This window comes from Ahrensia sp. R2A130 (genome assembly GCF_000179775.1).
GTDB lineage: Bacteria > Pseudomonadota > Alphaproteobacteria > Rhizobiales > Rhizobiaceae > Pseudahrensia.
In genome coordinates this window covers 114,769-138,851 of the sequence record NZ_AEEB01000003.1, presented here as the reverse complement: position 1 = coordinate 138,851, position 24,083 = coordinate 114,769, and the positions used below count along the sequence as shown (strand labels likewise).

Sequence of the window (24,083 nt, the reverse complement as noted above, 5' to 3'; positions counted from 1 at the left end):
TCTAGCGCAAGAACTGGCGCAGGACTTTTCCCTCACGCTCGATGGCAAAGCGCCAGCCATTAGCACGGCGGCTGGCGATATCTTCCATCACCTTGGTGCTGGAAACATCACGCCCATTGATGTCGAGCAGCACATCGCCAGCACGAAAACCGAGACGACGCGCCGGGCTGCGCTGATCGACTTTGCTGACGACCACGCCGCGAACACGATCAGGAATCTCAAGCTCCTGTGCAGTGCGTGGCGACAGGTTGATGACCGTGAGACCGGCGAAAGGAGAACGACCACGGAGCAAGCGCGTGTCCCGCACGGGCACTTCCGGTGCGGCGGCCAGCTTCAAGGTCAATTCGCTACGGGTGCTGCGCGACAGCACGGTCAGGCTGGCTGTACGGTCCAGACCGGCAGTGGCCAACCGGTAGCCGAGCGCATCCACATGGGGCACCGCCTTGCCGTCGATGGCCAGAATGACGTCACCCAACTGCAGGCCAGCCGCCTCTGCGGGGCTACCGCCGAACACGCCTGCGACCAACGCACCTTGCGGCCGATCAAGGCCAACCGATTCTGCAATTTCTGCGGTGACGGCCTGAAACTGCGCGCCGATCCATGGGCGCATCAGTGTCGAAGAACCGAGGCGCACGCTGTTCAACACAACCTGCACCATGTTGGACGGCACGGCGAAGCCGATGCCGTTCGACCCGCCGGAGCGAGAATAAATCGCAGTGTTGATGCCGATCAGGTTACCGTTCATCGCCACCAATGCACCGCCGGAATTACCCGGGTTGATGGAAGCATCGGTCTGGATGAAGAAACCGAAATCGTTGACGCCGTTTTGACTGCGGGCGAGTGCCGAGACGATACCGGATGTGACCGTCTGCCCGACACCGAACGGGTTGCCGATGGCGAGCACCAGGTCGCCCACTTCGAGACTTTCGCTATCGCCAAGTTTTACGACCGGCAGCTCACCTTCCGGCTTAAACTGAAGCACGGCCAGATCGGACTTCTTATCGATCAGCTTGATCTCGGCCTCGTACTCACGCCCATCAGCGAGTGCGATCTTCACCTCATCGGCGTTTTCGATAACGTGGTTGTTGGTGATCACGAGGCCATCCGCAGAAACGATGACGCCGGAACCGAGCGACTGACTTTGGCGGCGCTGCGGTTTGCCGGAAAACTCGCGGCCAAAGAATCGCTCGAAAAACGGATCGCCAGCAAAGGGCGAACGGCGTTGCGGCACTTCGCGGGCGGCATAAACATTCACCACGGCAGGTGCGATCTGCTTCACCAGCGGCGCGTAGGAATACGTCACCTGCTCCCGCGTTTGCGGAACCGCAGTTTGCGCGTAGGCAGCAGCAATGGGCGTAGCAAAAAGCACAGCAAGTGCTGCGGCAAAACGGGTCAGTCGCATGGGCAAAGTCGCTCTCATCAATTTATTTACCAAGGTCGGTCATCCTTCCTTAGCCCTGCAAAAGTTTTGCGTAGCAGAAAGGCCCCAAGATGATCCGAACCGCAACCCTGTTGGCGGCAGCAATCGCCGTTTTAACACCTAGCGTATCACAAGCCCAACCGTCCAAAGCGGGCGCCTATGTGGCGAAAGAACAGATGGCGGAAGCCTGTGGCAGCCGCAAGCGCGCCAAAGCTGCCAGTGACGCCTTTCAAGAAAAGGATCTGACCGGCGATGGACGCCCCGATCTTCTGGTGAATCACCGTAAGATTCGCTGTGCAAAAAAGCGTAAGAACGAGCGCTGCGGGCCGAAGAATTGCACCATTCAAATTTACGTGCGGACCAAACGCGGCTTGTTGAAACCGGCCTTCGAAGTATTGGCCAATGACGCGAAAATTAGTGGCGGTGAAAAACCCACCATCATCATCACCAGTTCGCTCGGCACCGGAAAAGTGCGCTGGGATGGGAAGTCATTTGGCCAGTAGCTCTGAAAAATCTGGCGGCATGATCGGCTATGTGACGCTGGGTTCGTCTGATCTGGCGAGATCGAAAGCGTTCTACGATCCGATTTTCGAAAAGATGGGGTTATCGCTCTGTTTCGAGGACGATCAGGTCTTTTGTTGGGGCGACAAGAGTGACGAAGCCGTTCCGCGATTTTTCGTCTGTACGCCATTCGATGACCAGCCTGCGACCGTGGGAAATGGAACCATGACCGCCTTCAGATTGCCCCGCGCTTCGATGGTGGATGACCTCCACAGCATCGGAATAAAGCTCGGCGGAACGGATGAAGGCGCACCCGGATTCAGACCCGAACAATACGGCGACAAGTTCTATGTCGCCTACATGCGTGACCCTGACGGGAACAAGCTTGCCTTCGCTTGCTATGACGGTATCGCCAACCCGTAACGGCTGCGAATAATGCAACCAGTATCTGAAACGAAAAACGGCGGCCCGATGAGGGACCGCCGTTTTCAATTCTTACGATGACGCTTGCGGTTTACGCAGCGGCCTCGGCAGGTGCGGTGCCCATTTCAGCTTCTTCAGCTTCCATGCGCTCGCGGTCTGCTTTGCCCTTGGCATCGACGTCGCGGTCAACCAGTTCGATGACGGCCATCGGTGCGTTGTCGCCGTAGCGGAAACCAGCTTTCAGGACGCGGGTGTAACCACCTGGACGTTCCTTGTAGCGCTCGCCAAGCGTCGAGAAGAGCTTCTTGACGACTTCGTTGTCCTGCAGCTGCGAGAGCGCCTGACGACGAGCGTGAAGATCGCCGCGCTTGCCCAGTGTGATCAGCTTATCGACGATAGAACGTAGTTCTTTCGCCTTGGGCAGAGTTGTCACGATCTGTTCGTGTGTCAGCAGCGCCTGCGACATGTTCATGAACATGGCTTTGCGGTGGCTCTGTGTACGATTGAGCTTACGCCCTTGTTTACGGTGTCTCATATGCCTTCTCCTGTAGGAAAAGCTCCGGCCTAGGACTTAAGCCCGGAGCGTTGAAATTGGTATGAAGCTTAGTATTGGTCTTCGTAACGCTTGGCCAGATCGTCGATGTTCTCTGGCGGCCATGCTGGAATTTCCATGCCGAGATGGAGACCCATCGTAGCCAGAACCTCTTTGATCTCGTTGAGCGACTTGCGACCGAAGTTCGGGGTGCGGAGCATCTCGCCTTCGGTCTTCTGGATGAGATCGCCGATATAGACGATATTGTCGTTCTTGAGGCAGTTGGCGGAACGAACGGAAAGCTCCAACTCGTCGACCTTCTTGAGCAGCGCAGGGTTGAACGCGAGTTCGGTAACCTGCTCCTGAACGACTTCTTTCTGAGGCTCTTCGAAGTTCACGAAGATCGACAACTGGTCCTGAAGGATACGTGCGCCGTAAGCGACGGCATCTTCCGGCGTAACCGAACCATCGGTTTCGATGGTCATGGTCAGCTTGTCATAGTCGAGAACCTGGCCCTCACGGGTGTTCTCCGTCTTGTAAGAAACCTTACGGACAGGCGAGAACAGCGCGTCGACCGGAATGAGGCCGATAGGCGCATCTTCGGGACGGTTGCGGTCCGCAGCGACGTAGCCCTTACCGGTATCGACGGTGAATTCCATGCGGATTTCTGCGTCTTCGTCCAGCGTGCAGAGCACGTGTTCCGGGTTGAGGATTTCGAGATCGCCAACGGTCTGAATGTCGCCGGCGGTAACCACGCCAGCGCCTTCTTTACGCACAACCATGCGTTTCGGGCCTTCGCCTTCCATACGGATGGCAAGTTCCTTGATGTTCAAGATGATGTCGGTGACATCTTCACGAACGCCAGGGATCGATGAGAATTCGTGCAACACGCCATCGATCTGGACAGCGGTAACAGCAGCACCCTGGAGGCTGGAAAGCAGAACGCGGCGAAGCGCGTTACCGAGCGTCAGGCCAAAGCCGCGCTCAAGTGGCTCTGCAACCAAAGTGCCTTTGGTGCCGTTGGAGCTTACGTCCAGCTTGGTGGGTTTAATCAGTTCCTGCCAATTGCGGTGGATCATGGGGTAATCCTTCAATACAAATTGCTGCCATCCAATCGCAGCAAATGATGGTCCGCCCCGCGGGATGGGTTCGGGGCGAGAAGGCGCGGCAATTGCTTGCCGCGCGGCAGTGGATTTTAGACGCGGCGCTGTTTGCGGGCGCGGCAGCCGTTATGCGGCACGGAGGTCACGTCGCGGATGGACGTGATGACGAAGCCGATGGACTGAAGAGCGCGAAGCGCGGATTCACGACCGGAACCGGGGCCACGAACCTCAACTTCCAAAGTTTTCATGCCGTGGTCCTGAGCCTTCTTACCGGCATCTTCAGCAGCAACCTGTGCAGCAAATGGCGTCGACTTACGCGAGCCTTTGAAGCCCTGAGCACCAGCAGACGACCAAGCAATTGTGTTGCCCTGTGCATCTGTAATGGTGATCATGGTGTTGTTGAAGGTGGAGTTCACATGAGCAACGCCCGAGGCGATGTTCTTGCGCTCTTTGCGTTTTACGCGAGCGGCGTCTTTTGCCATTTCAGTCTTCCTTTTGGGATATCGTCACCGCCGTGATTCCAGCGGCTACATCGGATTTCATTCAAGCGCGCCATAAACGCGCCTTCATTATAACGCGCGTTAAACGCGCTAACGGGGACGGCACCAGAACGGTGCGCCCCCGGTAAGAAACGTACGCCTAACGGCGCACGACCTTATTTCTTTTTGCCTGCAATAGCCTTCGCCGGGCCCTTACGGGTGCGGGCGTTGGTGTGCGTGCGCTGGCCACGAACCGGCAGGCTGCGACGGTGGCGCAGGCCGCGGTAGCAACCAAGGTCCATGAGGCGCTTGATGTTCATGGAAGTGTCGCGACGCAGGTCACCTTCCACCATGTAGTCAGCATCAATGATCTCACGGATCTGCAGAACTTCTGCGTCCGTCAGCTGGTTGACGCGGCGTTCCATTGGAATGTTAGCCTTCGTCACGATCTCATTGGCGTTTTTCTGACCAATGCCGTGAATGTACTGAAGCGCAATAACAGTGCGCTTATTAGTTGGGATGTTGACGCCAGCGATACGAGCCACGCTGCTCTCCTTGCCAAGTTGATGTTCCCGATCCAGCAGCTTGGCGCCGCCGGTGGGAAGAAAGTCGCGGTATGCGAATGGTTTGCGGACCAGAACGCCCGCATAGTGCGGGGCCAAAGCCCAGAGCGACCGCTCGAATTGATCCCCATTTGAGGAGCATTCCGAATCCGATCACTATTAATGTAGCGGATTGTTGGTGCGTCTTAAGCGTGAAGCCTTCGCGCGTCAACACATGACAGGTAGGACTGTCAAGCTTCCGGTCAAGTGCTGTTCTGCTCGCATTTTGGTTGGAGCAGAACAGATGTCGTTAAACCTGCGCGAGTACCGCACCGATTTCTTCACTCACCTGATCGATTGCGCCCATGCCATCGACGGTGCGCAGTTTCTCTTTGGCGTAATAGTAGCCGATGAGCGGAGAGGTTTCTTTGTAATAGACTTGAAGGCGGGTGCGCATGGCTTCCGCGTTGTCGTCTGGGCGACGCTTGAATTCTTTGGAACCACATTTGTCGCAAACGCCTTCGGCTTCCGGCTTGTTCAATGTGTCGTGGTAGCCGGCTCCGCAATTGGCACAGGTGTATCGACCGGCCACGCGCTCGACCATGGCATCATCATCGACACGAAGTTCAACGACGGCATCGAGCGCCGTGCCCTTCTCAGCCAACATCGCTTCTACCGCATCAGCTTGCGGCAACGTGCGAGGGTAGCCATCGAGAATGAACCCGTTAGCGCAGTCTGCTTCGTCAATGCGATCAGAGACAATTGCGTTGACCACATCGTCAGACACCAGCTTGCCTGCATCCATGATTGCTTTGGCGCGGAGGCCTGTTTCGGTTCCAGCCGCCACGGCAGCGCGAAGCATATCGCCTGTAGAGAGCTGCGGGATTTTGTGCTCTTCCACCAGCCGGTGTGCCTGCGTACCTTTGCCGGCCCCGGGAGGGCCAAGTAGGATTAGTCTCATTTCTTGCGTCGTCCCGTCTTGCGACCGCCCGGCTTACCGCCCGGCGTTCCTCCCCTCGCGCCGGACGATTTCGCCCCGCGCAACTTCGATTTCTGGATCAGACCCTCATATTGCTGGGCAAACAAGTGGCTTTGCACCTGTTGCACCGTATCCATCGTTACCGAAACAACGATGAGCAACGACGTGCCGCCGAGGAAAACAGAGATGCCCAGTCCCGTCAGGAACATTTCGGGCAGCAGACAGACGAAGACCAGATAGATCGCACCTGCCACGGTGATGCGGGTGAGCACGTAATCAATATATTCAGCCGTGCGGTCACCGGGGCGAATGCCCGGAATAAAACCACCATGCTGTTTAAGGTTGTCAGCGGTTTCCTTCGGGTTGAACACGATGGCCGTGTAGAAGAACGCGAAGAACAGGATCATGCCGCCGTAGAACAGCAAGTAGCCCGGCTGACCGCGGCCGAGGAAGGCGGAAATCCATGCTGCCCACTCGCCCTGCTCGCCAGCGGCGGAAAAGCCGGTGATCGTGGCAGGCAACAGCAGCAAAGACGATGCAAAGATCGGCGGAATGACGCCAGCGGTGTTCAGCTTCAGAGGCAGATGGGACGAATCCCCCTGGAACATTTTGTTGCCGACCTGACGCTTTGGATACTGAATCAACAAGCGACGCTGAGCGCGTTCAATGAAGACGATGAACGCGATGAGCGCAATGATGGCCACCAACACACCAAGCATGGTGAGTGTGGAGATCGAGCCTGTTGCACCAGCATCCAGCAGCTGCGCCAGAGCGCCCGGAAGAGCTGCCACGATGCCTGCGAAGATGATGAGGGAAATACCATTACCGATGCCGCGTGCGGTGATCTGCTCACCCAGCCACATGAGGAACATGGTGCCGCCAACAAGCGTCACGACCGTGGTGAGAATAAAGAACCAACCGGGGTTCAGCACCATGCCTTCAGCGCCGTTCAGGCCGATAGCGATGCCGTAGGCCTGCGCCGTGCCAAGAATAACCGTGCCATAGCGGGTGTATTGGTTGATGACCTTGCGGCCCTGCTCGCCCTCTTTCTTCAGCGCTTCCAGCGTCGGAATAACCGACGTCATAAGCTGCATGATGATGGAGGCCGAAATATACGGCATGATGCCTAGCGCGAAGATCGCCAAGCGCTCCACAGCGCCACCGGCAAACATGTTCACCAGACCCAACACGCCTTGGCTCTGCTGGTCGAATGCCGCCTGCAACTGCTCCGGATTGATGCCTGGCACAGGAATATATGTGCCAAGGCGATAAACGATAAGCGCCAAAAGGGTGAACCAGATACGCTTCTTAAGGTCGGTCGCCTTGGAAAACGTTTTGTAGTTCAGATTGGCGGCAAGTTGTTCGGCAGCTGATGCCATAGAAGTCTCCGCTGTGTCCGCTGATGTCGCCCTGCCCTTTCAGGCAACAAACGACCGGCTCTGCATGGAACGCCCCATGTGGGGTCCGCACCACTGTAATTTCAAGCATGCAGTCGCACGTAGTCACACACGCTGCAAAACGATCACGCCTTCCTTAGAGAGAGTGGCGCTTTGGGGCAATCGTCTTTCGAGGCCAAAGCTGAATGATCCCACCAATCAAGGCAATAACCGCAAAGGCGTAGAGCGTATGCCAAACAAGAATGATCCAAATGTTCGCACCAAGGGCGATGGCGACAAATGTATCTTCCAGAACGGCATGAATAATCGAGAGGCCAGCCAATGGCGTGAACAACTCGCGACGGCTGTATTGGCGCTTCTTCGTCTCCTCAACGATCAGTCCGCCACCATAACTGAGGCCAAGCAACATGCCGATGGTCACCAATGGGGCAAGCGCGGGCACGATGCCAATCATGCGGAAGAACGGCGTGAGGAGTGCTGTCAGACGATCGAACAGGCCGATGCGGCGAATACAGTCCAATAATGCGAGAAGAACGAACAGAATGAGGAGCATAAAACCGAGTGTACGAATGGTTGAGATGGTCCATGCCAACCAACCTGTATCCGTTTGGACCTCCGGCAGGAAGCCCAACTGTGCAGGCTCCGTGAGCACCTCAGTCGCACTACCGATGTGCCACAGCAAAAACCCGAATGTGATCGCTGTGGCGATTCGCACCAGACCGGTGGCCACTGCGCTCACGCCTGCCGCACGAACGATGGATTGCTCCACCGGAAGCGCGTGAGCGAACATGATCATCGACAGCAGAATATTGAGTTGCAGTGCTGTCAATTCCACCGTCGCCACGAGCGCCACCAAACCGCCTACTCCACCATAAAAACCGGTGAGCAAAGCAATGGCCCAAACCAGCCCCGCCTCACCCGGCAAGCCGACCAGACACATGACCGGCGCAAGAACATCGCCCAGCCATTTCGAGAAACCGAGCTGGTCAGCGATACGAACAAAGATCATCACCGGCAGCATGATTTTGACGAGCTTTAGGAAGGTCGTGGCGGTACGACTGACCAGAGATCGTAGATACTGATGAGTGTTCATCTTGTTGCCCTAGATCTCTTTCCAGTGATGGACGACGTAGAAACCTTCCATGCCCTCGGCCTCGATGCGCGCCATAAGGGCATCGGAATAAAATGTGCGGGGTAACCGGCTGTCGATCCATGCCGCACGGCCGGCAATGCGATCCTTATAAACGGCGAGTTTCTTGCTCGGGTTCATCGTGTAGGGATTGTACGGGTCGCTATCGTCTGGCTCAGGAACGCGACCCGGCAACCACCCAGACTTTATATTCCATGTGAATTTTTCGTATTTTTCTTCACGAAGGTATTCCCATTCCTGCTTATAAACACCGCCCAACTCGGGGCTGATGGAATCAACCAACTGACAAATGTTGAAAGACCACCATGGCTCGGAATATGACTCACCATCGACACCAATGACCTTCACCGGCAGGAATTGATGAACGCCGGGTTCTATATCCTCGACTGCCTGCCGAAACCGCTCGCTGAAAAGCGGCACGCCAACAAAGATGTTGCTATCGTAGAGCTTCCCACCTTGCGTCAGGCGCACAGTGTCTGGTGCGATGTCTACTGGGACAGGAACGCCTTCGTAAGATGCGACCGCCATATTGCTAAGATCGTAAGCTTTATGCCAAGCAGAAAGACCATCCTTATAACGCTCGCCCTTGACGTTCAGGCATTCACCCTTCGTTCTGTAAAACTTCCCACTATGTTGTAATTCAACCGTTGCAGCCATTTTGGTTTTACCCGTTCGAAAGAAAATGAAATCATATTTTTTGGGCGCCGAGACGCTCAATTGTCTCACGGTCGATAGTATGCGCGACTGTAGGGTGAAGTTTGAGTGGTTCTCGCATTGCAATGTCCGGTAAGGCGCACGGCAACAGTTTTCAAATTCATCAACGAAAAAGGCCCGATGCTTTCGCACCGGGCCTCTGATCTTTGTCGCAAGAGGCGTCGCTTATTCAGCGGCGGCTTCCTTAGCGGCGACCTTGATAGAGCCACCGGCTTTTTCGATGGCTTCGATGGCGCCTTTGGAGGCCCCGGTCACGTCGAGGTTGAACTTCGACTTGGCTTCGGAACCACCGAGGATGCGGACACCGTCGAGCTCGCGACGGATGACACCGGCTTCTTTCAAAGCTGCTGCATCGACAGTTTTCTTGACGTCCAACTTGCCAGCTTCGACTGCCTTTTCAAGGCGGGCGATGGAGACTTCATTGTACTTGTTCGCGAACTGTGCGTTCGAGAAACCACGCTTTGGCAGACGACGATAGATTGGCATCTGCCCGCCTTCGTAACCCTTGATGGCTACACCGGAACGGGACTTCTGCCCCTTCACACCGCGACCACCGGTCTTGCCGGTGCCGGAACCAATGCCACGACCAACGCGCTTGCGGCTTGGCGTTGCGCCTTCGTTGTCGGAGATTTCATTGAGTTTCATAATTCAGATCCTCCTGCTTAGGCTTCGTCGACGACTTTGACGAGGTGAGAAACCTTGCGGATCATGCCGCGCACGGAAGGAGTATCTTCCAGCGTGCGACGACGGTTCATCTTGTTCAGGCCGAGACCGACTAGGGTCTGACGCTGATCCTTGGGGCGGCGCAGCGGCGAACCGATCTGCTCCACGGTCACTGTTTTCTTATCAGCCATTATTCAGCACCCGCTTCCGCACCGATCAGGTCGCGACGACGCTCCTGAAGAGTGGAGTATTTCAGACCACGCTGCGAAGCGATGTCTTTGGGGTGCATCTGGCGCTTGAGGCCGTCGAAAGCTGCACGAACCATGTTGTACGGGTTCGAAGAACCGAGCGACTTGGCAACAACATCAGACATGCCGACCATTTCGAAGACAGCACGAACAGGACCACCAGCAATGATGCCGGTACCGGCAGGTGCGGCGCGCATAATGATTTTACCGGCGCCGTGGCGACCGTGAACATCGTGGTGCAGCGTGCGACCGTCGGCCAATGGCACGAAGATCAGATCGCGTTTTGCAGCTTCGGAAGCTTTGCGGATAGCCTCTGGGACTTCGCGAGCTTTACCGTGGCCAAAACCAACGCGGCCTTTCTGATCGCCGACAACGACGAGTGCAGCAAAACCAAAACGCTTACCGCCTTTAACCACTTTGGCCACGCGGTTGATGTGAACTAGTTTGTCGGTGAAGCCATCATCTGGCTTCTCATCGCGGCGGTTGTTACGGCCTCCGCGTTCGGGACGTTGTGCCATATCCTGTTCCTTATTCTTTTCCGGGTGCACAAACATTTGGCAAATCAGACGACTTGCCGGTGAAGCCCTTTCCCTTTCGCAGACCAGTCAGTGCCGGTTTGAACCTACGAGGTGAATGAGCAAACGGCGGAAGCCTCATGTGAGACATCCCGCCGAGAAACTTGGGTCATTCTAAAGCAAGTGCTTAGAACTTCAGGCCACCCTCACGGGCAGCATCGGCAAGAGCCTTTACGCGACCATGGTAGAGGAAGGAGCCACGGTCGAAAACAACCTCAGCGATACCGGCCTTGGTTGCGCGTTCTGCAATCGCCTTACCGACGGTTGCGGCTGCATCAACGTTGCCGCCGCCTTTTTTGTCGCCTTCCATGGAGGAAGCCGCTGCCAGCGTTACACCGTTCACATCATCGATGATCTGGGCGTAAATGTTGGCGTTGGAGCGATACACTGACAGACGTGGACGACCGTTAGCAACCTTCTTGAGGCTGCGGCGGACGCGGGCTGCGCGGCGTTCTTTGGTGTTGAGATTTGCCATCTTACTTCTTCTTGCCTTCTTTGCGGAAGACTGTCTCTTCAGCATATTTCACGCCCTTGCCCTTATAGGGCTCCGGCGGACGGTATGCGCGGATTTTTGCAGCCACCTGACCAACGACCTGTTTGTCGTGACCGGTGATGACAATTTCCGTTGGTTTCGGACAGACGATCGAAACGCCTTCAGGCGGCGTGTAAATCACTTCGTGACTGAAGCCAAGCGAGAGCTGAACGTTCTTGCCCTGCATAGCAGCACGATAACCAACGCCATTGATTTCAAGCTTACGCTCGTAACCGTCTTTAACGCCGGTGAACATGTTCTCGATCATGGTGCGCGACATGCCCCACTGGGACCGTGCGTCCTTCGACTTGTCCGCCGGATCGACGGACACGATGCCATCTTCCAATTTGACCATGACCTGCTGGTTGACCACAAAGGACAGCTCGCCCTTAGGACCTTTGGCTGTGACGGTCTGGCCGTCGACGGTAGCCGTTACCCCATCGGGGACGCTAACCGGTTTTTTGCCGATACGTGACATAATGTTGTCTCGCCTGTTTTTCTGCGCCCAAGCCAACCATAAGAAGGCCGGGCGTGATTAAAATTGAGTGCCCTAAAACAAGATCAGAAGATCCGGCAAAGCACCTCGCCACCGACATTGTGCTCACGCGCATCGTGGTCCGCCATCACACCTTTGGGCGTGGAGAGGATCGAGATACCGAGGCCGTTAGCGACGCGTGGCATCGTCTTGACCGACGAATAGACACGACGACCGGGCTTCGAGATGCGTGTGATCTCACGGATCACAGGAGCGCCATCGAAATATTTCAGTTCGATTTCGAAATCCGCTTTGCCGTTGTCGTAGTCAGTGCGGGAATAGCCACGGATGTAGCCCTCAGCTTCCAGCACGTCGAGAATACGACCGCGAAGTTTCGAAGCCGGCGTGGACACAGAGCCCTTACCGCGCATCAAACCGTTACGGATACGGGTGAGCATGTCACCTACAGGATCGTTCATCATGATGCGCGCTCCTTACCAGCTGGATTTGACGAGGCCGGGAACGAGGCCATTCGACCCCAGTTCACGCATCGCGATACGGCTCATGCCCAACTTACGATAGTAAGCACGTGGACGACCTGTGATGTTACAACGGTTGCGAACCCGTGTCTTCGCGCCATTGCGCGGAAGAGCTGCAAGCTGAAGTTGCGCGCGGAAGCGCTCTTCGATTGGCAGTTCGCGGTTGTTGATGATTTCTTTAAGTTCAGCACGTTTGGCGGCGAACTTAGCCACCAGACGCTGCTTCTTCTTGTTCTTCTCGATTGCCGAAACCTTGGCCATTCAATTAGTCCTCATATTCGTTTGCCGTTACGGCCGGGCACCATGCCGGCCCGCACTTTCGAAGAGTAGAAGCCTTAAGCGGCTTCTTTCTCTTCCTTGGGTGCGGGGAACGGGAAGTTGAAAGCGCGCAGCAGTTCGCGTGCCTCATCATCCGTTGCAGCCGTCGTACAGACGATGACGTCCATGCCCCAGATCTGATCGACCTTGTCGTAATTGATCTCTGGAAACACGATGTGTTCTTTAATGCCCATGGCGAAGTTGCCACGACCATCGAAGCTCTTTGGATTCAGGCCGCGGAAGTCACGAACGCGCGGCAGCGCGATGGTGATCAGACGGTCCATGAATTCGTACATTTGAGTGCCGCGCAGGGTAACTTTCGCACCCAGTGGCATCTCTTCACGTACCTTAAAGCCCGCGATGGACTTCTTGGCCCGTGTCACCATGGCCTTCTGGCCAGCGATGAGGGTGAGGTCTTCGGCAGCAACCGAAGCCTTTTTGGAATCGGCGGTGGACTCACCAACGCCCATGTTCAGCACGATCTTGTCGAGACGGGGCATCTGCATGACGTTCGCGTAAGCAAACTTCTCCTGCATAGCCTTCTTGACGCTATCTTCGTAATGCTTCTTGAGCCGCGGCTCGGATTTCTGCTCAGCCATCGATCAGGTCTCCGGAGCGTTTGGCGAAGCGGACGCGCTTGCCGTCGTCATTGGTTTTAATTCCAACGCGCGTTGCCTTGCCGTCTTTGGGATCGGCAAGCGCGAGGTTGGAAATGTGAAGTGAGGCTTCCTTGGCGATGATACCGCCTTCGGTTTCCTGCGACTGTTTCGTGTGACGCTTGACCATGTTGACGCCCTGCACAAGCACACGGTCGGTCTTGGTGATCATTTCCAGCACAGTGCCGGAGCGACCTTTGTCCTTACCAGACAACACGACGACAGTGTCGCCTTTTTTGATCTTGTTCATATCGGTTCCTTAACGCTCTGGACTTTCGCCTCAGAGCACCTCCGGTGCCAGCGAGATGATCTTCATGTGACGCTTGGCGCGCAGTTCGCGCGGCACCGGGCCGAAGATACGCGTGCCGGTCGGCTCGCCCTTGCTGTCGATCAGCACGGCGGCGTTGGTGTCGAAACGGATCACCGAACCGTCAGCGCGCTGAATGTCTTTCGCAGTGCGGACGACGACGGCTTTTGCCACATCACCCTTTTTAACGCGGCCGCGCGGAATAGCTTCTTTGATGGAGACGACAATGATGTCACCCACACCTGCATATTTGCGCTTGGAGCCGCCAAGCACTTTGATGCACATGACGCGGCGCGCGCCGGAATTGTCGGCAACGTCCAGGTTAGTTTGCATCTGAATCATGGCTGTTCTCTTCTATTATTGAAGGGCCCGACCGGAACGGTCAGACCCAAGTGCCATTTGCGGGAAGCTTACGCTGCCCTGCTCGTGTGTTGAATCAATCGAAGCTTACGCCTCGAGGACGATCCAGCACTTGTCTTTTGAAATCGGTTTCGTCTCTTCGATGGAGACCATGTCGCCGACTTTGCGCTGGTTGTTTTCGTCATGCGCTTTGTAGTTCTTCGAACGACGCACAACCTTCTTGAACAGCGGGTGTGTGAAGCGGCGTTCCACTTTCACGACGACCGTCTTGTCGTTCTTGTCGGACACCACGGTGCCCTGGAGAATACGTTTAGGCATTGTGTTCTTTCCTCGTGTCGCCCGCCTCTGAAAACCAGAGGCAGCGGACTATGCTGACGCTTGAGCCGGCTGTTGGCGGGCGATTGTCTGGATGCGCGCAATGTCACGACGAATCTGCCGCATGCGTGCTGTGTTTTCCAACTGACCGGTTGCCCGCTGGAATCGCAGGTTGAACTGCTCTTTCTTCAATGCGATCAGCTGATCTTTCAACTGATCTTCGCTCATGGCGCGGATGTCGCTGGGCTTCATAGCCTCAACCTTTCGATTTGTCTCTACGTGAAACGCGAGAAATGCGAACTAATTTTTTAGTCGGCGATGCGCTGGATGAATTTGGTCTTCACAGACAGCTTCATGGCACCCAAACGAAGGGCTTCACGGGCAATCGGCTCCGACACACCATCGATCTCGAACATGATCCGGCCAGGTGCAACACGGGCTGCCCAATATTCAGGAGCGCCCTTACCTTTACCCATACGAACTTCGGTCGGTTTCGCAGAGATTGGCAAATCAGGGAAGATGCGAATCCACACACGGCCCTGACGTTTCATCTGACGCGTGATAGCACGACGTGCAGCTTCGATCTGGCGCGCGTTGACGCGATCAGGCTCGAGAGCTTTCAGACCATAAGCGCCAAAAGTCAGCGTCGAGCCGCCTTTCGTGTTGCCGTGGATACGGCCCTTATGCGCCTTGCGGAATTTTGTACGTTTCGGTTGCAGCATTTGCTGTTTTCCTTCTCAGGCTTACCGGTCTGTCTCTTGCGATGGCGACCGGCGTTCCTTTGTTCTTATTATAGGCAGCTATCAGTTACGGGGCGGGCGACGGTTGCCACCACCACCGGTTTCCTGAGCTTCCGTGTGACGACGTTCGTGCGCCATCGGATCGTGCTCAAGGATTTCGCCTTTGAAGATCCAGACCTTCACGCCGCAGATACCGTAAGCGGTTTCAGCTTCAGCTGTACCGTAGTCGATGTCGGCGCGCAGGGTGTGCAACGGCACACGACCTTCACGATACCATTCGACGCGGGCAATCTCTGCGCCGCCAAGACGGCCACCACAGTTGATACGAATACCTTGGGCACCGAGACGGATTGCGGACTGCACCGAGCGCTTCATGGCGCGACGGAATGCAACACGGCGTTCCAGCTGCTGGGCAATCGACTGGGCAACGATGGTTGCGTCGAGTTCCGGCTTGCGGATTTCCACGATGTTAACGGAAACTTCGGCACTGGTCATCGTCTGGACCTTGCGCTTCAATTTCTCGATGTCTGCACCTTTTTTACCGATGATCAGACCGGGACGACCGGCGTGAATAGTAACGCGGCATTTCTTGTGCGGACGCTCGATAATCACTTTCGAGATGGAAGCTGCTTTCAGCTCTTTCTCGATGTAGTTGCGAATGTTGATGTCTTCATCAAGCATGCTCGCGTAATCGCCTTTAGTGGCGAACCAGCGGCTGTCCCACGTGCGGTTGATACCGAGGCGAAACCCGATGGGATTGATCTTTTGACCCATTACGCGGCCTCCTCTTCTTCGGCTTCCTTCACGATAATCGTGAGGTGCGCGAAGGGTTTTTGAATCCGGCTCGCTTTACCGCGACCACGTGCCATGAAGCGCTTCATGACGATGGAATGACCAACATGGGCTTCCTTCACCACAAGGCTGTCAACGTCGAGATCATGATTGTTCTCGGCATTGGCAATGGCTGACTGCAGGCACTTACGAACGGTGCCCGCGATCCGCTTGTTGGAGAATTCAAGATCGTTCAACGCGTTCTGCGCTTTCTTACCGCGAATAAGCTGAGCCACAAGGTTCAGCTTCTGCGGGGAAACGCGGATCATACGGTGGACCGACTTTGCTTCGTTGTCGGCGAGCTGACGCTCAAGTTTGGGCTTACCCATGACTTACTTCCTTTTCGCCTTTTTGTCGGCGCCGTGACCGTAATAGGTACGGGTCGGTGCGTATTCACCAAATTTCTGGCCAACCATGTCTTCGGAGACATTGACCGGAATGTGCTTGTGACCGTTGTAGACGCCGAACGTCAGGCCAACGAATTGTGGCATGATGGTAGAGCGACGGCTCCAGGTCTTGATAACTTCCTTGCGGCCGCCCTCGTGTACCTTCTCTGCTTTTTTGAGAAGGTAGCCATCGACAAACGGGCCTTTCCAGACTGAACGTGACAAATCTATCGATCCTTATTTCTTGCGCTGGTGGCGCGAGCGCATGATGAATTTATCCGTGGTTTTGTTGGAGCGCGTGCGCTTGCCTTTAGTAGGCTTGCCCCAAGGTGTCACTGGGTGACGACCACCGGATGTACGACCTTCACCACCACCGTGGGGGTGATCGATCGGGTTCATAGCAACACCACGTACTTTTGGGCGGCTACCGTACCAGCGATTGCGGCCGGCTTTACCCATGTTGGTGTTGGAATTGTCTGGGTTCGACACGGCACCGATGGTGGCCATGCAGGAACCGTGGATCAGTCGCTGTTCGCCGGAGTTGAGACGCAGGATGGCCATAACGCCATCACGACCGACCAACTGTGCGTAGGTGCCAGCGGAGCGTGCGATCTGACCGCCCTTGCCCGGCTTCATCTCCACATTGTGGATGATGGTGCCGACCGGAATAGCGGACATTGGCATCGCGTTGCCGGGCTTCACATCAGCGGAAGCTGCCGAAATAACCTTATCGCCTTCGCCCAGACGCTGTGGCGCCAGGATGTAGGCGACTTCGCCGTCTGCATATTTCAGCAGCGCGATGAAGGCCGTGCGGTTCGGATCATATTCCAGACGCTCGACCGTTGCTTCGACGTCACGCTTTGTGCGTTTGAAGTCGATCTTGCGGTAGGAGCGTTTGTGACCGCCACCGATGCCGCGTGATGTCATGCGACCGAGGTTGTTACGACCACCGGACTTGGTCAGGCCTTCGGTCAAAGTCTTGACCGGTTTGCCCTTCCACAGACCCTCACGAGAGACGATCACCAGTTGGCGCATACTCGGGGTAATTGGTCTGAATTTTTTCAGTGCCATGTTCTTATTTCCCTGCACCCTGTTTCCGAACTTGTTGTCCGGACTGCGGTGCCGTTAGCTTTTTGTCTTGAAGACCGTTCCTTACAGACCGGTCGTCACGTCGATGGACTGGCCTTCGGCCAGCGTCACGAATGCTTTTTTCACGTCGCTCTGCTTGCCGAGATGGCCGCGGAAACGCTTCACCTTGCCCTTACGGAGCACAGTGTTGACGGCAACGACCTTCACACCAAACAGACCTTCGACAGCCCGTTTGATTTCAGGCTTGGAAGCGTCACGCGACACGTTGAATACAACCTGGTTGGCTTCGGCAGCCAAGGATGCCTTCTCGGTGATAACCGGGGAGACGATCACGTCATAATTGCGGACTTCGCTCATTTGAAGCGCTCCTCAAGTGCGTCCACGGCAGCTTTCGACAACACCAGGGTGTTGCGACGAATGATGTCATAGACGTTGATGCCCTGCACCGGCAGCACATCGATATGGGGGATGTTCTGGGCAGCGAGCTTGAAGTTGTTGTCCAGTTCGGAACCGCCGATCATCAAAGCATTCTCGAAACCGAGTTTGCCGAGATTGCCGCGCAGAGCAGCAGTCTTAGGATCTTTGGCGGCCAAATCGTCAACGACGACCAGAGTGCCGGCCTGAGCCTTGGCGGACAGTGCATGGCGCAGAGCCAATGCACGGAACTTCTTGGTCAGGTCGTGGCTGTGGTCACGCGACTGCGGGCCATGGGCCTTACCACCACCACGGAACTGCGGAGCAGCCTGCGAGTGGTGACGTGCGCCGCCAGTACCTTTCTGGCGGTACATGCGCTTACCGGTGCGGTCCACATCGGAACGACCCTGTACCTGGTGCGTACCCTGACGAGCTTTTGCAAGCTGGTAGCGAACCATGCGCTGGATGATGTCTTGGCGGGGCTCAAGACCGAACACGGTGTCGGAAAGCGACACTTTGCCGGACTTGGAACCGTCCATCTTGGTGACGTCGAGTTCCATTATTCTGCGCCCTTCTCTTTGTTGTCTTCAGCAGCCGTCTCTTCGGCAGCTTCAACAGCAGCTTCCTGCTCGGCAGCCTGAGTTGCTGCCAATTCTGCAGCAGCCTCTTCAGCCATAGCGGTTTCAGCAGCAGCAGCGGCCTCTTCAGCAGCTTCCGCATCGCGGCGACGTGCTGCAGGGAATATCGCATCGGGATGAACCGGCTTCTTGATAGCATCACGCAATGTGACCCAGCCGCCTTTTGGTCCGGGCACAGCACCCTTCACCAAAACGAGACCGCGATCGACATCGACGGAGACAACCTGAATGTTCTGCGTGGTGACGCGGGTGTTGCCCATGTGGCCAGCCATACGCTTGCCTTTGAACACTTTACCCGGATCCTGACACTGACCGGTCGAACCATGCGAACGGTGCGAAACGGACACACCATGGGAAGCGCGAAGGCCACCAAAGTTGTGACGCTTCATAGCACCGGCAAAGCCCTTACCGATTGTCGTGCCCGTCACGTCGACGAACTGACCTGGCATGTAGTGAGCAGCGATAATTTCAGCGCCCACCGGAACAAGGTTTTCTTCGGTGACGCGGAATTCGGCCAATTTGCGCTTTGGCTCGACCTTCGCAACAGCGAAGTGGCCACGCATCGGCTTGGAAACGTTTTTCACCTTGGCTTTACCTGCGCCCAGCTGGACGGCGGTGTAGCCATGTTTTTCTTCGGTCCGTTGGGCAATGACCTGAACGTGCTCCATACGGAGAACGGTCACGGGGACATTGATACCTTCATCGGTATAAATGCGGGTCATCCCGACCTTCTGTGCAATCACGCCTGAGCGCATTGTTCTCATCCTTTAGCGTTTAGGACCGTGTGGTCCTGGCAGGCGGAACGCATATACGTTCACTGCCCCGCTTTTGTTGTTTGTTCAGTCCGCACGATGTGAAGACTGTGGGCGGATGCCCTTCTGTCAGACCGAGGTCTTACAGTTTGATTTCACGCTCGCTAGAGCTTGATTTCAACGTCGACACCAGCTGCCAGATCGAGCTTCATCAGCGCGTCCACGGTCTGTGGCGTCGGATCGACGATATCCAGCAGGCGCTTGTGGGTGCGCATTTCGAACTGTTCACGTGCTTTTTTGTTCACGTGGGGCGAGCGGTTGACGGTGTAGCGCTCGATGCGGGTCGGCAACGGCACTGGGCCGCGAACCTGTGCGCCTGTGCGTTTCGCAGTCGACACGATTTCCTTGGCGGACGTGTCGAGGATGCGATGGTCGAACGCTTTCAGGCGAATACGAATATTCTGACCGGTCATGTGTTTCGTCCTTGATACGAGACATCAGCCGGATGCTGATGGCCCTTGAATTCATTACGGGATCGGTCAGCCGTCCCGTGTCGTTTAGCCGGCCCTTTCGGGGCAAGCGAACGGCGGGGCAGCTTTCCAGCCGCCCCGCCGTGCATAATTTTGTTTAGTCCAGGATTTCGGCGACGATGCCGGCACCAACCGTACGGCCACCTTCGCGGATAGCGAAGCGGAGACGGTCTTCCATAGCGATCGGCACGATCAACTCAACAGTCATTTCGACGTTATCGCCGGGCATGACCATTTCCGTACCTTCTGGCAGCGAGCAGATGCCCGTCACGTCGGTGGTGCGGAAGTAGAACTGTGGGCGATAGTTGGTGAAGAACGGCGTGTGACGGCCACCCTCTTCTTTCGTCAGGATGTAGGCTTCCGCACGGAACTTGGTGTGCGGCTTGACGGAACCAGGCTTACAAAGAACCTGACCACGCTCGACGTTTTCACGATCGACACCACGGATCAGCGCGCCGATGTTGTCGCCAGCTTCACCCGAGTCGAGCAGCTTGCGGAACATTTCGACGCCGGTGCAGGTTGTTTTCTGCGTGTCTTTGATGCCGACGATTTCGATTTCTTCACCGACCTTGACGATACCGCGCTCAACGCGACCGGTCACAACCGTACCGCGACCAGAGATCGAGAACACGTCCTCGATTGGCATCAGGAATGGCTGGTCAACAGGACGCTCTGGCTGTGGGATGTAGCTGTCGACAGCTTCCATCAGTTCACGGATAGCGTTTTCACCAATTTCAGGATCGCGGCCTTCAACGGCTGCCAGTGCGGAGCCTTTGATGATCGGAATGTCGTCGCCGGGGAATTCGTAGGAAGACAACAGTTCACGCACTTCCATGTCGACGAGCTCGAGGAGCTCTTCGTCATCAACCTGATCGACCTTGTTCAAGAACACGACGAGGGCTGGAACACCAACCTGACGAGCGAGCAGGATGTGCTCACGGGTCTGTGGCATTGGGCCGTCAGCTGCGGAACAGACGAGGATACCACCGTCCATCTGGGCAGCACCGGTGATCATGTTTTTCACATAGTCGGCGTGACCCGGGCAATCGACGTGGGCGTAGTGACGGTTTTCCGTCTCATATTCCACGTGAGCCGTCGAAATGGTGATGCCGCGGGCTTTTTCTTCGGGAGCGCCGTCGATTTCATCATAGGCTTTGAATTCACCAAAATATTTGGTGATCGCCGCTGTAAGCGTCGTCTTGCCGTGGTCAACGTGACCAATGGTGCCGATGTTGCAATGCGGCTTATTACGTTCGAACTTTTCTTTAGCCATCTTGGCCTCCATTTTTCACCAGCGCTCGCTAGCGACTTCTGAACTTCTTGGCGACATCGCTGCCGCCGACTTAACTGGAAGACGCGGAACCGACCGCGCCTTCGAACTCTTTATACGCTTACGCGTATTTCTCGATCACTTCGTCGGCGACCATCTGGGGCACCTGCTCGTAGTGGTCGAATGTCATCGTGTACTGCGCACGGCCCTGGCTCATGGAGCGCAGGCTGTCGACGTACTTGAACATGTTTGCGAGAGGAACCATCGCGGACACGACTTGGTCGATACCGCGGGATTCCGTACCGGAAACCTGACCACGACGGGAGGACAGATCACCGATCACATCGCCCATATAGTCTTCCGGTGTCACAACTTCCACCTTCATGATGGGCTCAAGCAATTTTGCGCCAGCTTTCTGCGCGCCTTCACGAAATGCAGCGCGTGCTGCGATCTCAAAGGCCAGAACACTGGAGTCGACATCGTGGTATGCGCCGTCAAGAAGGGTCGCTTTCACGCCCAGCATCGGGAAGCCGGCCACGGGGCCGTTGTCCATGACAGACTTGATGCCCTTTTCAACGCCCGGAATGTATTCCTTAGGCACGTTACCGCCGACAATCTTGGACTCGAATTCGAACTCCTCGCTGTCGGGGTTCGGTGTGAAGACAATTTTCACGCGCGCAAACTGACCGGAACCACCGGACTGTTTCTTATGCGTGTAGTCGATTTCAGCTTCACGGGTGATGGTCTCACGATAGGACACCTGCGGTGCACCAACGTTAGCTTCAACCGAGAATTCGCGCTTCATGCGGTCGACAAGAATGTCGAGGTGCAATTCGCCCATACCGGAAATGATGGTCTGGCCGCTCTCTTCGTCGGAACGCACACGGAAGGACGGGTCCTCGGCTGCGAGACGGTTGAGCGCGATGCCCATTTTTTCCTGGTCGCCCTTGGTTTTAGGCTCGATTGCAATGGAAATCACCGGATCGGGGAATTCCATACGCTCGAGGATAACCGGCTTGAGCGGATCGCAAAGCGTGTCGCCCGTTGTCGTCTCTTTGAGGCCTGCAATAGCAACGATGTCGCCTGCATATGCTTCTTTGATGTCGATGCGGTCGTTGGAGTGCATCTGCAACATACGTCCGATGCGCTCTTTCTTACCTTTCACCGTGTTCATCAACGAACCACCTGTCTCCAGGCTGCCCGAGTAGATACGGCAGAATGTGAGCGTGCCGACAAACGGGTCGTTCATGATTTTGAACGCCAGCATTGAGAAAGGCTCATCATCGGAAGATTTGCGTACGGTCTCTTCTTCGGTCTTTGCGTCGATGCCTTTAATTGCAGGCACTTCCAGAGGCGAAGGCAGGTAATCGGTGATTGCGTTCAACAGCGGCTGAACACCTTTGTTCTTAAACGCCGTACCGCACATCATTGGGAAGAACTGAACCGCGATGCAGCCCTTACGGATCAATGCACGCAGACGATCGTTATCCGGCATGTTGCCTTCGAGATAGGCTTCCATGTCAGCATCGTCGGCTTCTACAGCCGTTTCGATGAGCAGGTCGCGATACTCTTCAGCTTGAGCCTTCAGCTCGTCTCGGATTTCCAGGACATCCCATGTCGCGCCGAGCTCTTCGCCTTTCCAGACGTGCTCTTTCATCTCGATCAGATCGATGATGCCTTCGAACTCGTTTTCAGCACCAATCGGCAGCTGAAGAACACAAGGGGTTGCGCCAAGGCGCGAACGGACCGTGTCGATACAATTGAAGAAGTCAGCACCGACCTTGTCCATTTTGTTGGCATAGATCATGCGCGGGACGTTGTACTTGTTGGCCTGACGCCAGACAGTTTCTGTCTGTGGCTCTACGCCGGCGTTAGCATCGAGAAGCGCAACAGCGCCATCGAGCACACGCAAGGAGCGTTCGACCTCAATCGTGAAGTCGACGTGACCAGGGGTGTCGATGATGTTGTAGCGACGCTTCTTGCCGTCACGACCTTCCCAGAAGGTGGTTGTCGCAGCAGACGTGATCGTGATGCCACGCTCCTGCTCCTGCTCCATCCAGTCCATGGTAGCAGCACCTTCGTGCACTTCGGCCATTTTGTGGATTTTGCCCGTGTAATACAGGATCCGCTCGGTCATCGTGGTCTTGCCCGCATCAATATGGGCCATGATGCCGAAGTTGCGGTAGTCCTCGAGTTTATATTCGCGTGCCATGATTATGCTCTTTGGGAATATCGGGAGACGTTACGGGTTCAGGCACTACCAGCGGTAGTGTGAGAAGGCCCGGTTGGCTTCAGCCATCTTGTGCGTGTCTTCACGCTTCTTGACGGCAGAACCACGGTTATTTGCAGCATCCAGCAATTCACCAGCGAGACGGTCGACCATAGTGGTCTCGTTACGCTTGCGGGCTGCAGTAATGAGCCAGCGAATGGCCAGAGCCTGCTTACGCTCGGTGCGAACATCGACGGGCACCTGGTAGGTGGCACCACCAACACGGCGGGAGCGAACTTCCACGGAAGGCGCAATGTTTTCGAGCGCAGTGTGGAACATCGGCAGCGCTTCGGAGCGCGCTTTTTCTTCCATCTGCTCGAATGCACCGTAAACGATGGCTTCGGCCTTGGATTTCTTACCGTCCAGCATGATGGAGTTCATGAACTTGGACAGAACCAGATCACCAAATTTGGGATCGGGCAGGATTTCGCGTTTTTCGGCGCGGTGACGACGTGACATATATCTCTACCTTACTTCGGACGCTTGGCGCCGTATTTCGAACGGCGCTGTTTACGGTCTTTGACGCCCTGCGTGTCGAGCACGCCGCGGATGATGTGGTAACGGACACCAGGAAGATCCTTCACGCGACCGCCGCGGATCATAACCACGGAGTGTTCCTGAAGGTTGTGACCTTCACCGGGAATGTAGCCGATGACTTCGAAGCCATTGGTGAGGCGGATCTTGGCAACCTTACGAAGAGCCGAGTTCGGTTTCTTCGGGGTCGTGGTGTAAACACGTGTGCAAACGCCGCGCTTCTGCGGGTTCGCTTCCATTGCTGGAACCTTGGAACGCTTGATCGGCGCTTTGCGCGGATTGCGTACAAGTTGGTTGATGGTCGGCATGACACATCCTTCTTATCTGCCCGCTCCACAAAACCGTGAGAGAATGGGCGTTTCACTGTGCTGGCACCTCTAGGCTGTCACCCGAGATGCCGTG

Annotated in this window: 36 protein-coding genes; 2 read left to right on the top strand and 34 right to left on the bottom strand. The window is 56.0% G+C overall.

Annotation, left to right across the window (positions count from 1 at the left end; all coding sequences use genetic code 11):
* Position 1: 1 nt before the first annotated feature.
* Entirely contained in the window at positions 2-1,420 is a 1,419-nt protein-coding gene (locus tag R2A130_RS01425; RefSeq protein WP_040304496.1) for a DegQ family serine endoprotease, read from the bottom strand.
* A 71-nt stretch (positions 1,421-1,491) separates the two neighbouring features.
* Between R2A130_RS01425 and R2A130_RS01420 the strand changes: the two genes are divergently transcribed.
* Both R2A130_RS01420 and R2A130_RS01415 read left to right on the top strand, forming a co-directional pair.
* Positions 1,492-1,923: a hypothetical protein gene (locus tag R2A130_RS01420; RefSeq protein WP_009463033.1), complete on the top strand. Its 432-nt coding sequence runs from the start codon at positions 1,492-1,494 to the stop codon at positions 1,921-1,923.
* The gene (locus tag R2A130_RS01415; protein WP_247869229.1) at positions 1,913-2,344 is read left to right on the top strand and encodes a VOC family protein; all 432 of its coding nucleotides are present in this window, start codon (positions 1,913-1,915) and stop codon (positions 2,342-2,344) included. Before R2A130_RS01420 ends, R2A130_RS01415 begins: the two co-directional genes overlap by 11 nt.
* Before the next feature lie 91 nt (positions 2,345-2,435).
* On the opposite strand, the gene rplQ is transcribed toward R2A130_RS01415, so the two are convergent.
* The 33 genes from rplQ to rpsL all read right to left on the bottom strand — a co-directional run bounded on the left by rplQ (position 2,436) and on the right by rpsL (position 23,989).
* The gene (gene rplQ / locus R2A130_RS01410; protein ID WP_009463031.1) at positions 2,436-2,879 is read right to left on the bottom strand and encodes a 50S ribosomal protein L17; all 444 of its coding nucleotides are present in this window, start codon (positions 2,877-2,879) and stop codon (positions 2,436-2,438) included.
* A 68-nt stretch (positions 2,880-2,947) separates the two neighbouring features.
* A complete protein-coding gene (locus R2A130_RS01405; RefSeq protein ID WP_009463030.1) occupies positions 2,948-3,955 on the bottom strand; it encodes a DNA-directed RNA polymerase subunit alpha in 1,008 nt (335 codons plus the stop codon).
* A gap of 116 nt (positions 3,956-4,071) precedes the next feature.
* Positions 4,072-4,461 carry a 30S ribosomal protein S11 gene (gene rpsK, locus R2A130_RS01400; RefSeq protein WP_009463029.1) on the bottom strand — a complete coding sequence of 130 codons (390 nt, stop codon included), beginning with the start codon at positions 4,459-4,461 and terminating at the stop codon, positions 4,072-4,074.
* Between the two features lie 173 nt (positions 4,462-4,634).
* Entirely contained in the window at positions 4,635-5,003 is a 369-nt protein-coding gene (gene rpsM, locus R2A130_RS01395; protein WP_009463027.1) for a 30S ribosomal protein S13, read from the bottom strand.
* Between the two features lie 307 nt (positions 5,004-5,310).
* Positions 5,311-5,961 carry an adenylate kinase gene (locus R2A130_RS01390; RefSeq protein WP_009463026.1) on the bottom strand — a complete coding sequence of 217 codons (651 nt, stop codon included), beginning with the start codon at positions 5,959-5,961 and terminating at the stop codon, positions 5,311-5,313.
* Positions 5,958-7,358: a preprotein translocase subunit SecY gene (gene secY / locus R2A130_RS01385; protein ID WP_009463025.1), complete on the bottom strand. Its 1,401-nt coding sequence runs from the start codon at positions 7,356-7,358 to the stop codon at positions 5,958-5,960. The genes R2A130_RS01390 and secY overlap by 4 nt, the downstream gene beginning before the upstream one ends.
* Positions 7,359-7,512: 154 nt before the next feature.
* Entirely contained in the window at positions 7,513-8,469 is a 957-nt protein-coding gene (locus R2A130_RS01380) for a permease (protein ID WP_009463024.1), read from the bottom strand.
* A gap of 9 nt (positions 8,470-8,478) precedes the next feature.
* A complete protein-coding gene (locus R2A130_RS01375) occupies positions 8,479-9,252 on the bottom strand; it encodes an imm11 family protein (protein WP_211098022.1) in 774 nt (257 codons plus the stop codon).
* A 153-nt stretch (positions 9,253-9,405) separates the two neighbouring features.
* Positions 9,406-9,885: a 50S ribosomal protein L15 gene (gene rplO / locus R2A130_RS01370; protein WP_009463022.1), complete on the bottom strand. Its 480-nt coding sequence runs from the start codon at positions 9,883-9,885 to the stop codon at positions 9,406-9,408.
* Positions 9,886-9,902: 17 nt separating this feature from the next.
* Positions 9,903-10,094 (bottom strand): 50S ribosomal protein L30, encoded by a 192-nt coding sequence (gene rpmD, locus R2A130_RS01365; RefSeq protein WP_009463021.1) that lies wholly within the window; start codon positions 10,092-10,094, stop codon positions 9,903-9,905.
* Entirely contained in the window at positions 10,094-10,669 is a 576-nt protein-coding gene (gene rpsE / locus R2A130_RS01360) for a 30S ribosomal protein S5 (RefSeq protein ID WP_009463020.1), read from the bottom strand. Before rpsE ends, rpmD begins: the two co-directional genes overlap by 1 nt.
* 184 nt (positions 10,670-10,853) lie before the next feature.
* Positions 10,854-11,201 carry a 50S ribosomal protein L18 gene (rplR, locus tag R2A130_RS01355; RefSeq protein ID WP_009463019.1) on the bottom strand — a complete coding sequence of 116 codons (348 nt, stop codon included), beginning with the start codon at positions 11,199-11,201 and terminating at the stop codon, positions 10,854-10,856.
* Position 11,202: 1 nt separating this feature from the next.
* Complete coding sequence (rplF, locus tag R2A130_RS01350) at positions 11,203-11,736, bottom strand: 50S ribosomal protein L6 (protein WP_009463018.1); 534 nt, start codon at positions 11,734-11,736, stop codon at positions 11,203-11,205.
* Positions 11,737-11,819: 83 nt separating this feature from the next.
* Positions 11,820-12,215 (bottom strand): 30S ribosomal protein S8, encoded by a 396-nt coding sequence (rpsH, locus tag R2A130_RS01345; protein ID WP_009463017.1) that lies wholly within the window; start codon positions 12,213-12,215, stop codon positions 11,820-11,822.
* Positions 12,216-12,227: 12 nt separating this feature from the next.
* Positions 12,228-12,533, bottom strand: coding sequence for a 30S ribosomal protein S14 (gene rpsN / locus R2A130_RS01340; RefSeq protein ID WP_009463016.1), 306 nt, complete (start codon positions 12,531-12,533; stop codon positions 12,228-12,230).
* A 74-nt stretch (positions 12,534-12,607) separates the two neighbouring features.
* A complete protein-coding gene (gene rplE / locus R2A130_RS01335) occupies positions 12,608-13,189 on the bottom strand; it encodes a 50S ribosomal protein L5 (protein WP_009463015.1) in 582 nt (193 codons plus the stop codon).
* Positions 13,182-13,496 carry a 50S ribosomal protein L24 gene (gene rplX / locus R2A130_RS01330; RefSeq protein WP_009463014.1) on the bottom strand — a complete coding sequence of 105 codons (315 nt, stop codon included), beginning with the start codon at positions 13,494-13,496 and terminating at the stop codon, positions 13,182-13,184. Before rplX ends, rplE begins: the two co-directional genes overlap by 8 nt.
* Positions 13,497-13,526: 30 nt before the next feature.
* Positions 13,527-13,895: a 50S ribosomal protein L14 gene (gene rplN / locus R2A130_RS01325; protein WP_009463013.1), complete on the bottom strand. Its 369-nt coding sequence runs from the start codon at positions 13,893-13,895 to the stop codon at positions 13,527-13,529.
* 105 nt (positions 13,896-14,000) lie between these two features.
* The gene (rpsQ, locus tag R2A130_RS01320; protein WP_009463012.1) at positions 14,001-14,231 is read right to left on the bottom strand and encodes a 30S ribosomal protein S17; all 231 of its coding nucleotides are present in this window, start codon (positions 14,229-14,231) and stop codon (positions 14,001-14,003) included.
* Positions 14,232-14,279: 48 nt separating this feature from the next.
* Positions 14,280-14,480, bottom strand: coding sequence for a 50S ribosomal protein L29 (gene rpmC, locus R2A130_RS01315; protein ID WP_009463011.1), 201 nt, complete (start codon positions 14,478-14,480; stop codon positions 14,280-14,282).
* A 56-nt stretch (positions 14,481-14,536) separates the two neighbouring features.
* Positions 14,537-14,950, bottom strand: a complete 414-nt coding sequence (gene rplP / locus R2A130_RS01310) for a 50S ribosomal protein L16 (RefSeq protein ID WP_009463010.1) — start codon at positions 14,948-14,950, stop codon at positions 14,537-14,539.
* Between the two features lie 81 nt (positions 14,951-15,031).
* A complete protein-coding gene (gene rpsC / locus R2A130_RS01305; protein WP_009463009.1) occupies positions 15,032-15,742 on the bottom strand; it encodes a 30S ribosomal protein S3 in 711 nt (236 codons plus the stop codon).
* Positions 15,742-16,128, bottom strand: a complete 387-nt coding sequence (rplV, locus tag R2A130_RS01300; RefSeq protein ID WP_009463008.1) for a 50S ribosomal protein L22 — start codon at positions 16,126-16,128, stop codon at positions 15,742-15,744. The genes rpsC and rplV overlap by 1 nt, the downstream gene beginning before the upstream one ends.
* Positions 16,129-16,131: 3 nt before the next feature.
* The gene (gene rpsS, locus R2A130_RS01295; protein WP_009463007.1) at positions 16,132-16,410 is read right to left on the bottom strand and encodes a 30S ribosomal protein S19; all 279 of its coding nucleotides are present in this window, start codon (positions 16,408-16,410) and stop codon (positions 16,132-16,134) included.
* 12 nt (positions 16,411-16,422) lie between these two features.
* Positions 16,423-17,256, bottom strand: coding sequence for a 50S ribosomal protein L2 (gene rplB / locus R2A130_RS01290; RefSeq protein WP_009463006.1), 834 nt, complete (start codon positions 17,254-17,256; stop codon positions 16,423-16,425).
* An 81-nt stretch (positions 17,257-17,337) separates the two neighbouring features.
* Entirely contained in the window at positions 17,338-17,631 is a 294-nt protein-coding gene (locus R2A130_RS01285) for a 50S ribosomal protein L23 (RefSeq protein WP_009463005.1), read from the bottom strand.
* On the bottom strand, positions 17,628-18,248 hold the full coding sequence (rplD, locus tag R2A130_RS01280) for a 50S ribosomal protein L4 (RefSeq protein WP_009463004.1): 621 nt from the start codon (positions 18,246-18,248) through the stop codon (positions 17,628-17,630). Before rplD ends, R2A130_RS01285 begins: the two co-directional genes overlap by 4 nt.
* Positions 18,248-19,081: a 50S ribosomal protein L3 gene (gene rplC / locus R2A130_RS01275; protein WP_009463003.1), complete on the bottom strand. Its 834-nt coding sequence runs from the start codon at positions 19,079-19,081 to the stop codon at positions 18,248-18,250. The genes rplD and rplC overlap by 1 nt, the downstream gene beginning before the upstream one ends.
* Positions 19,082-19,242: 161 nt before the next feature.
* Positions 19,243-19,551 carry a 30S ribosomal protein S10 gene (gene rpsJ, locus R2A130_RS01270; RefSeq protein WP_009463002.1) on the bottom strand — a complete coding sequence of 103 codons (309 nt, stop codon included), beginning with the start codon at positions 19,549-19,551 and terminating at the stop codon, positions 19,243-19,245.
* 154 nt (positions 19,552-19,705) lie between these two features.
* Entirely contained in the window at positions 19,706-20,881 is a 1,176-nt protein-coding gene (tuf, locus tag R2A130_RS01265; protein WP_009463001.1) for an elongation factor Tu, read from the bottom strand.
* A gap of 118 nt (positions 20,882-20,999) precedes the next feature.
* Positions 21,000-23,090, bottom strand: coding sequence for an elongation factor G (gene fusA / locus R2A130_RS01260; protein WP_009463000.1), 2,091 nt, complete (start codon positions 23,088-23,090; stop codon positions 21,000-21,002).
* Positions 23,091-23,135: 45 nt separating this feature from the next.
* Complete coding sequence (rpsG, locus tag R2A130_RS01255; RefSeq protein ID WP_009462999.1) at positions 23,136-23,606, bottom strand: 30S ribosomal protein S7; 471 nt, start codon at positions 23,604-23,606, stop codon at positions 23,136-23,138.
* Positions 23,607-23,617: 11 nt separating this feature from the next.
* Positions 23,618-23,989, bottom strand: coding sequence for a 30S ribosomal protein S12 (gene rpsL, locus R2A130_RS01250; RefSeq protein WP_009462998.1), 372 nt, complete (start codon positions 23,987-23,989; stop codon positions 23,618-23,620).
* Positions 23,990-24,083: the final 94 nt, after the last annotated feature.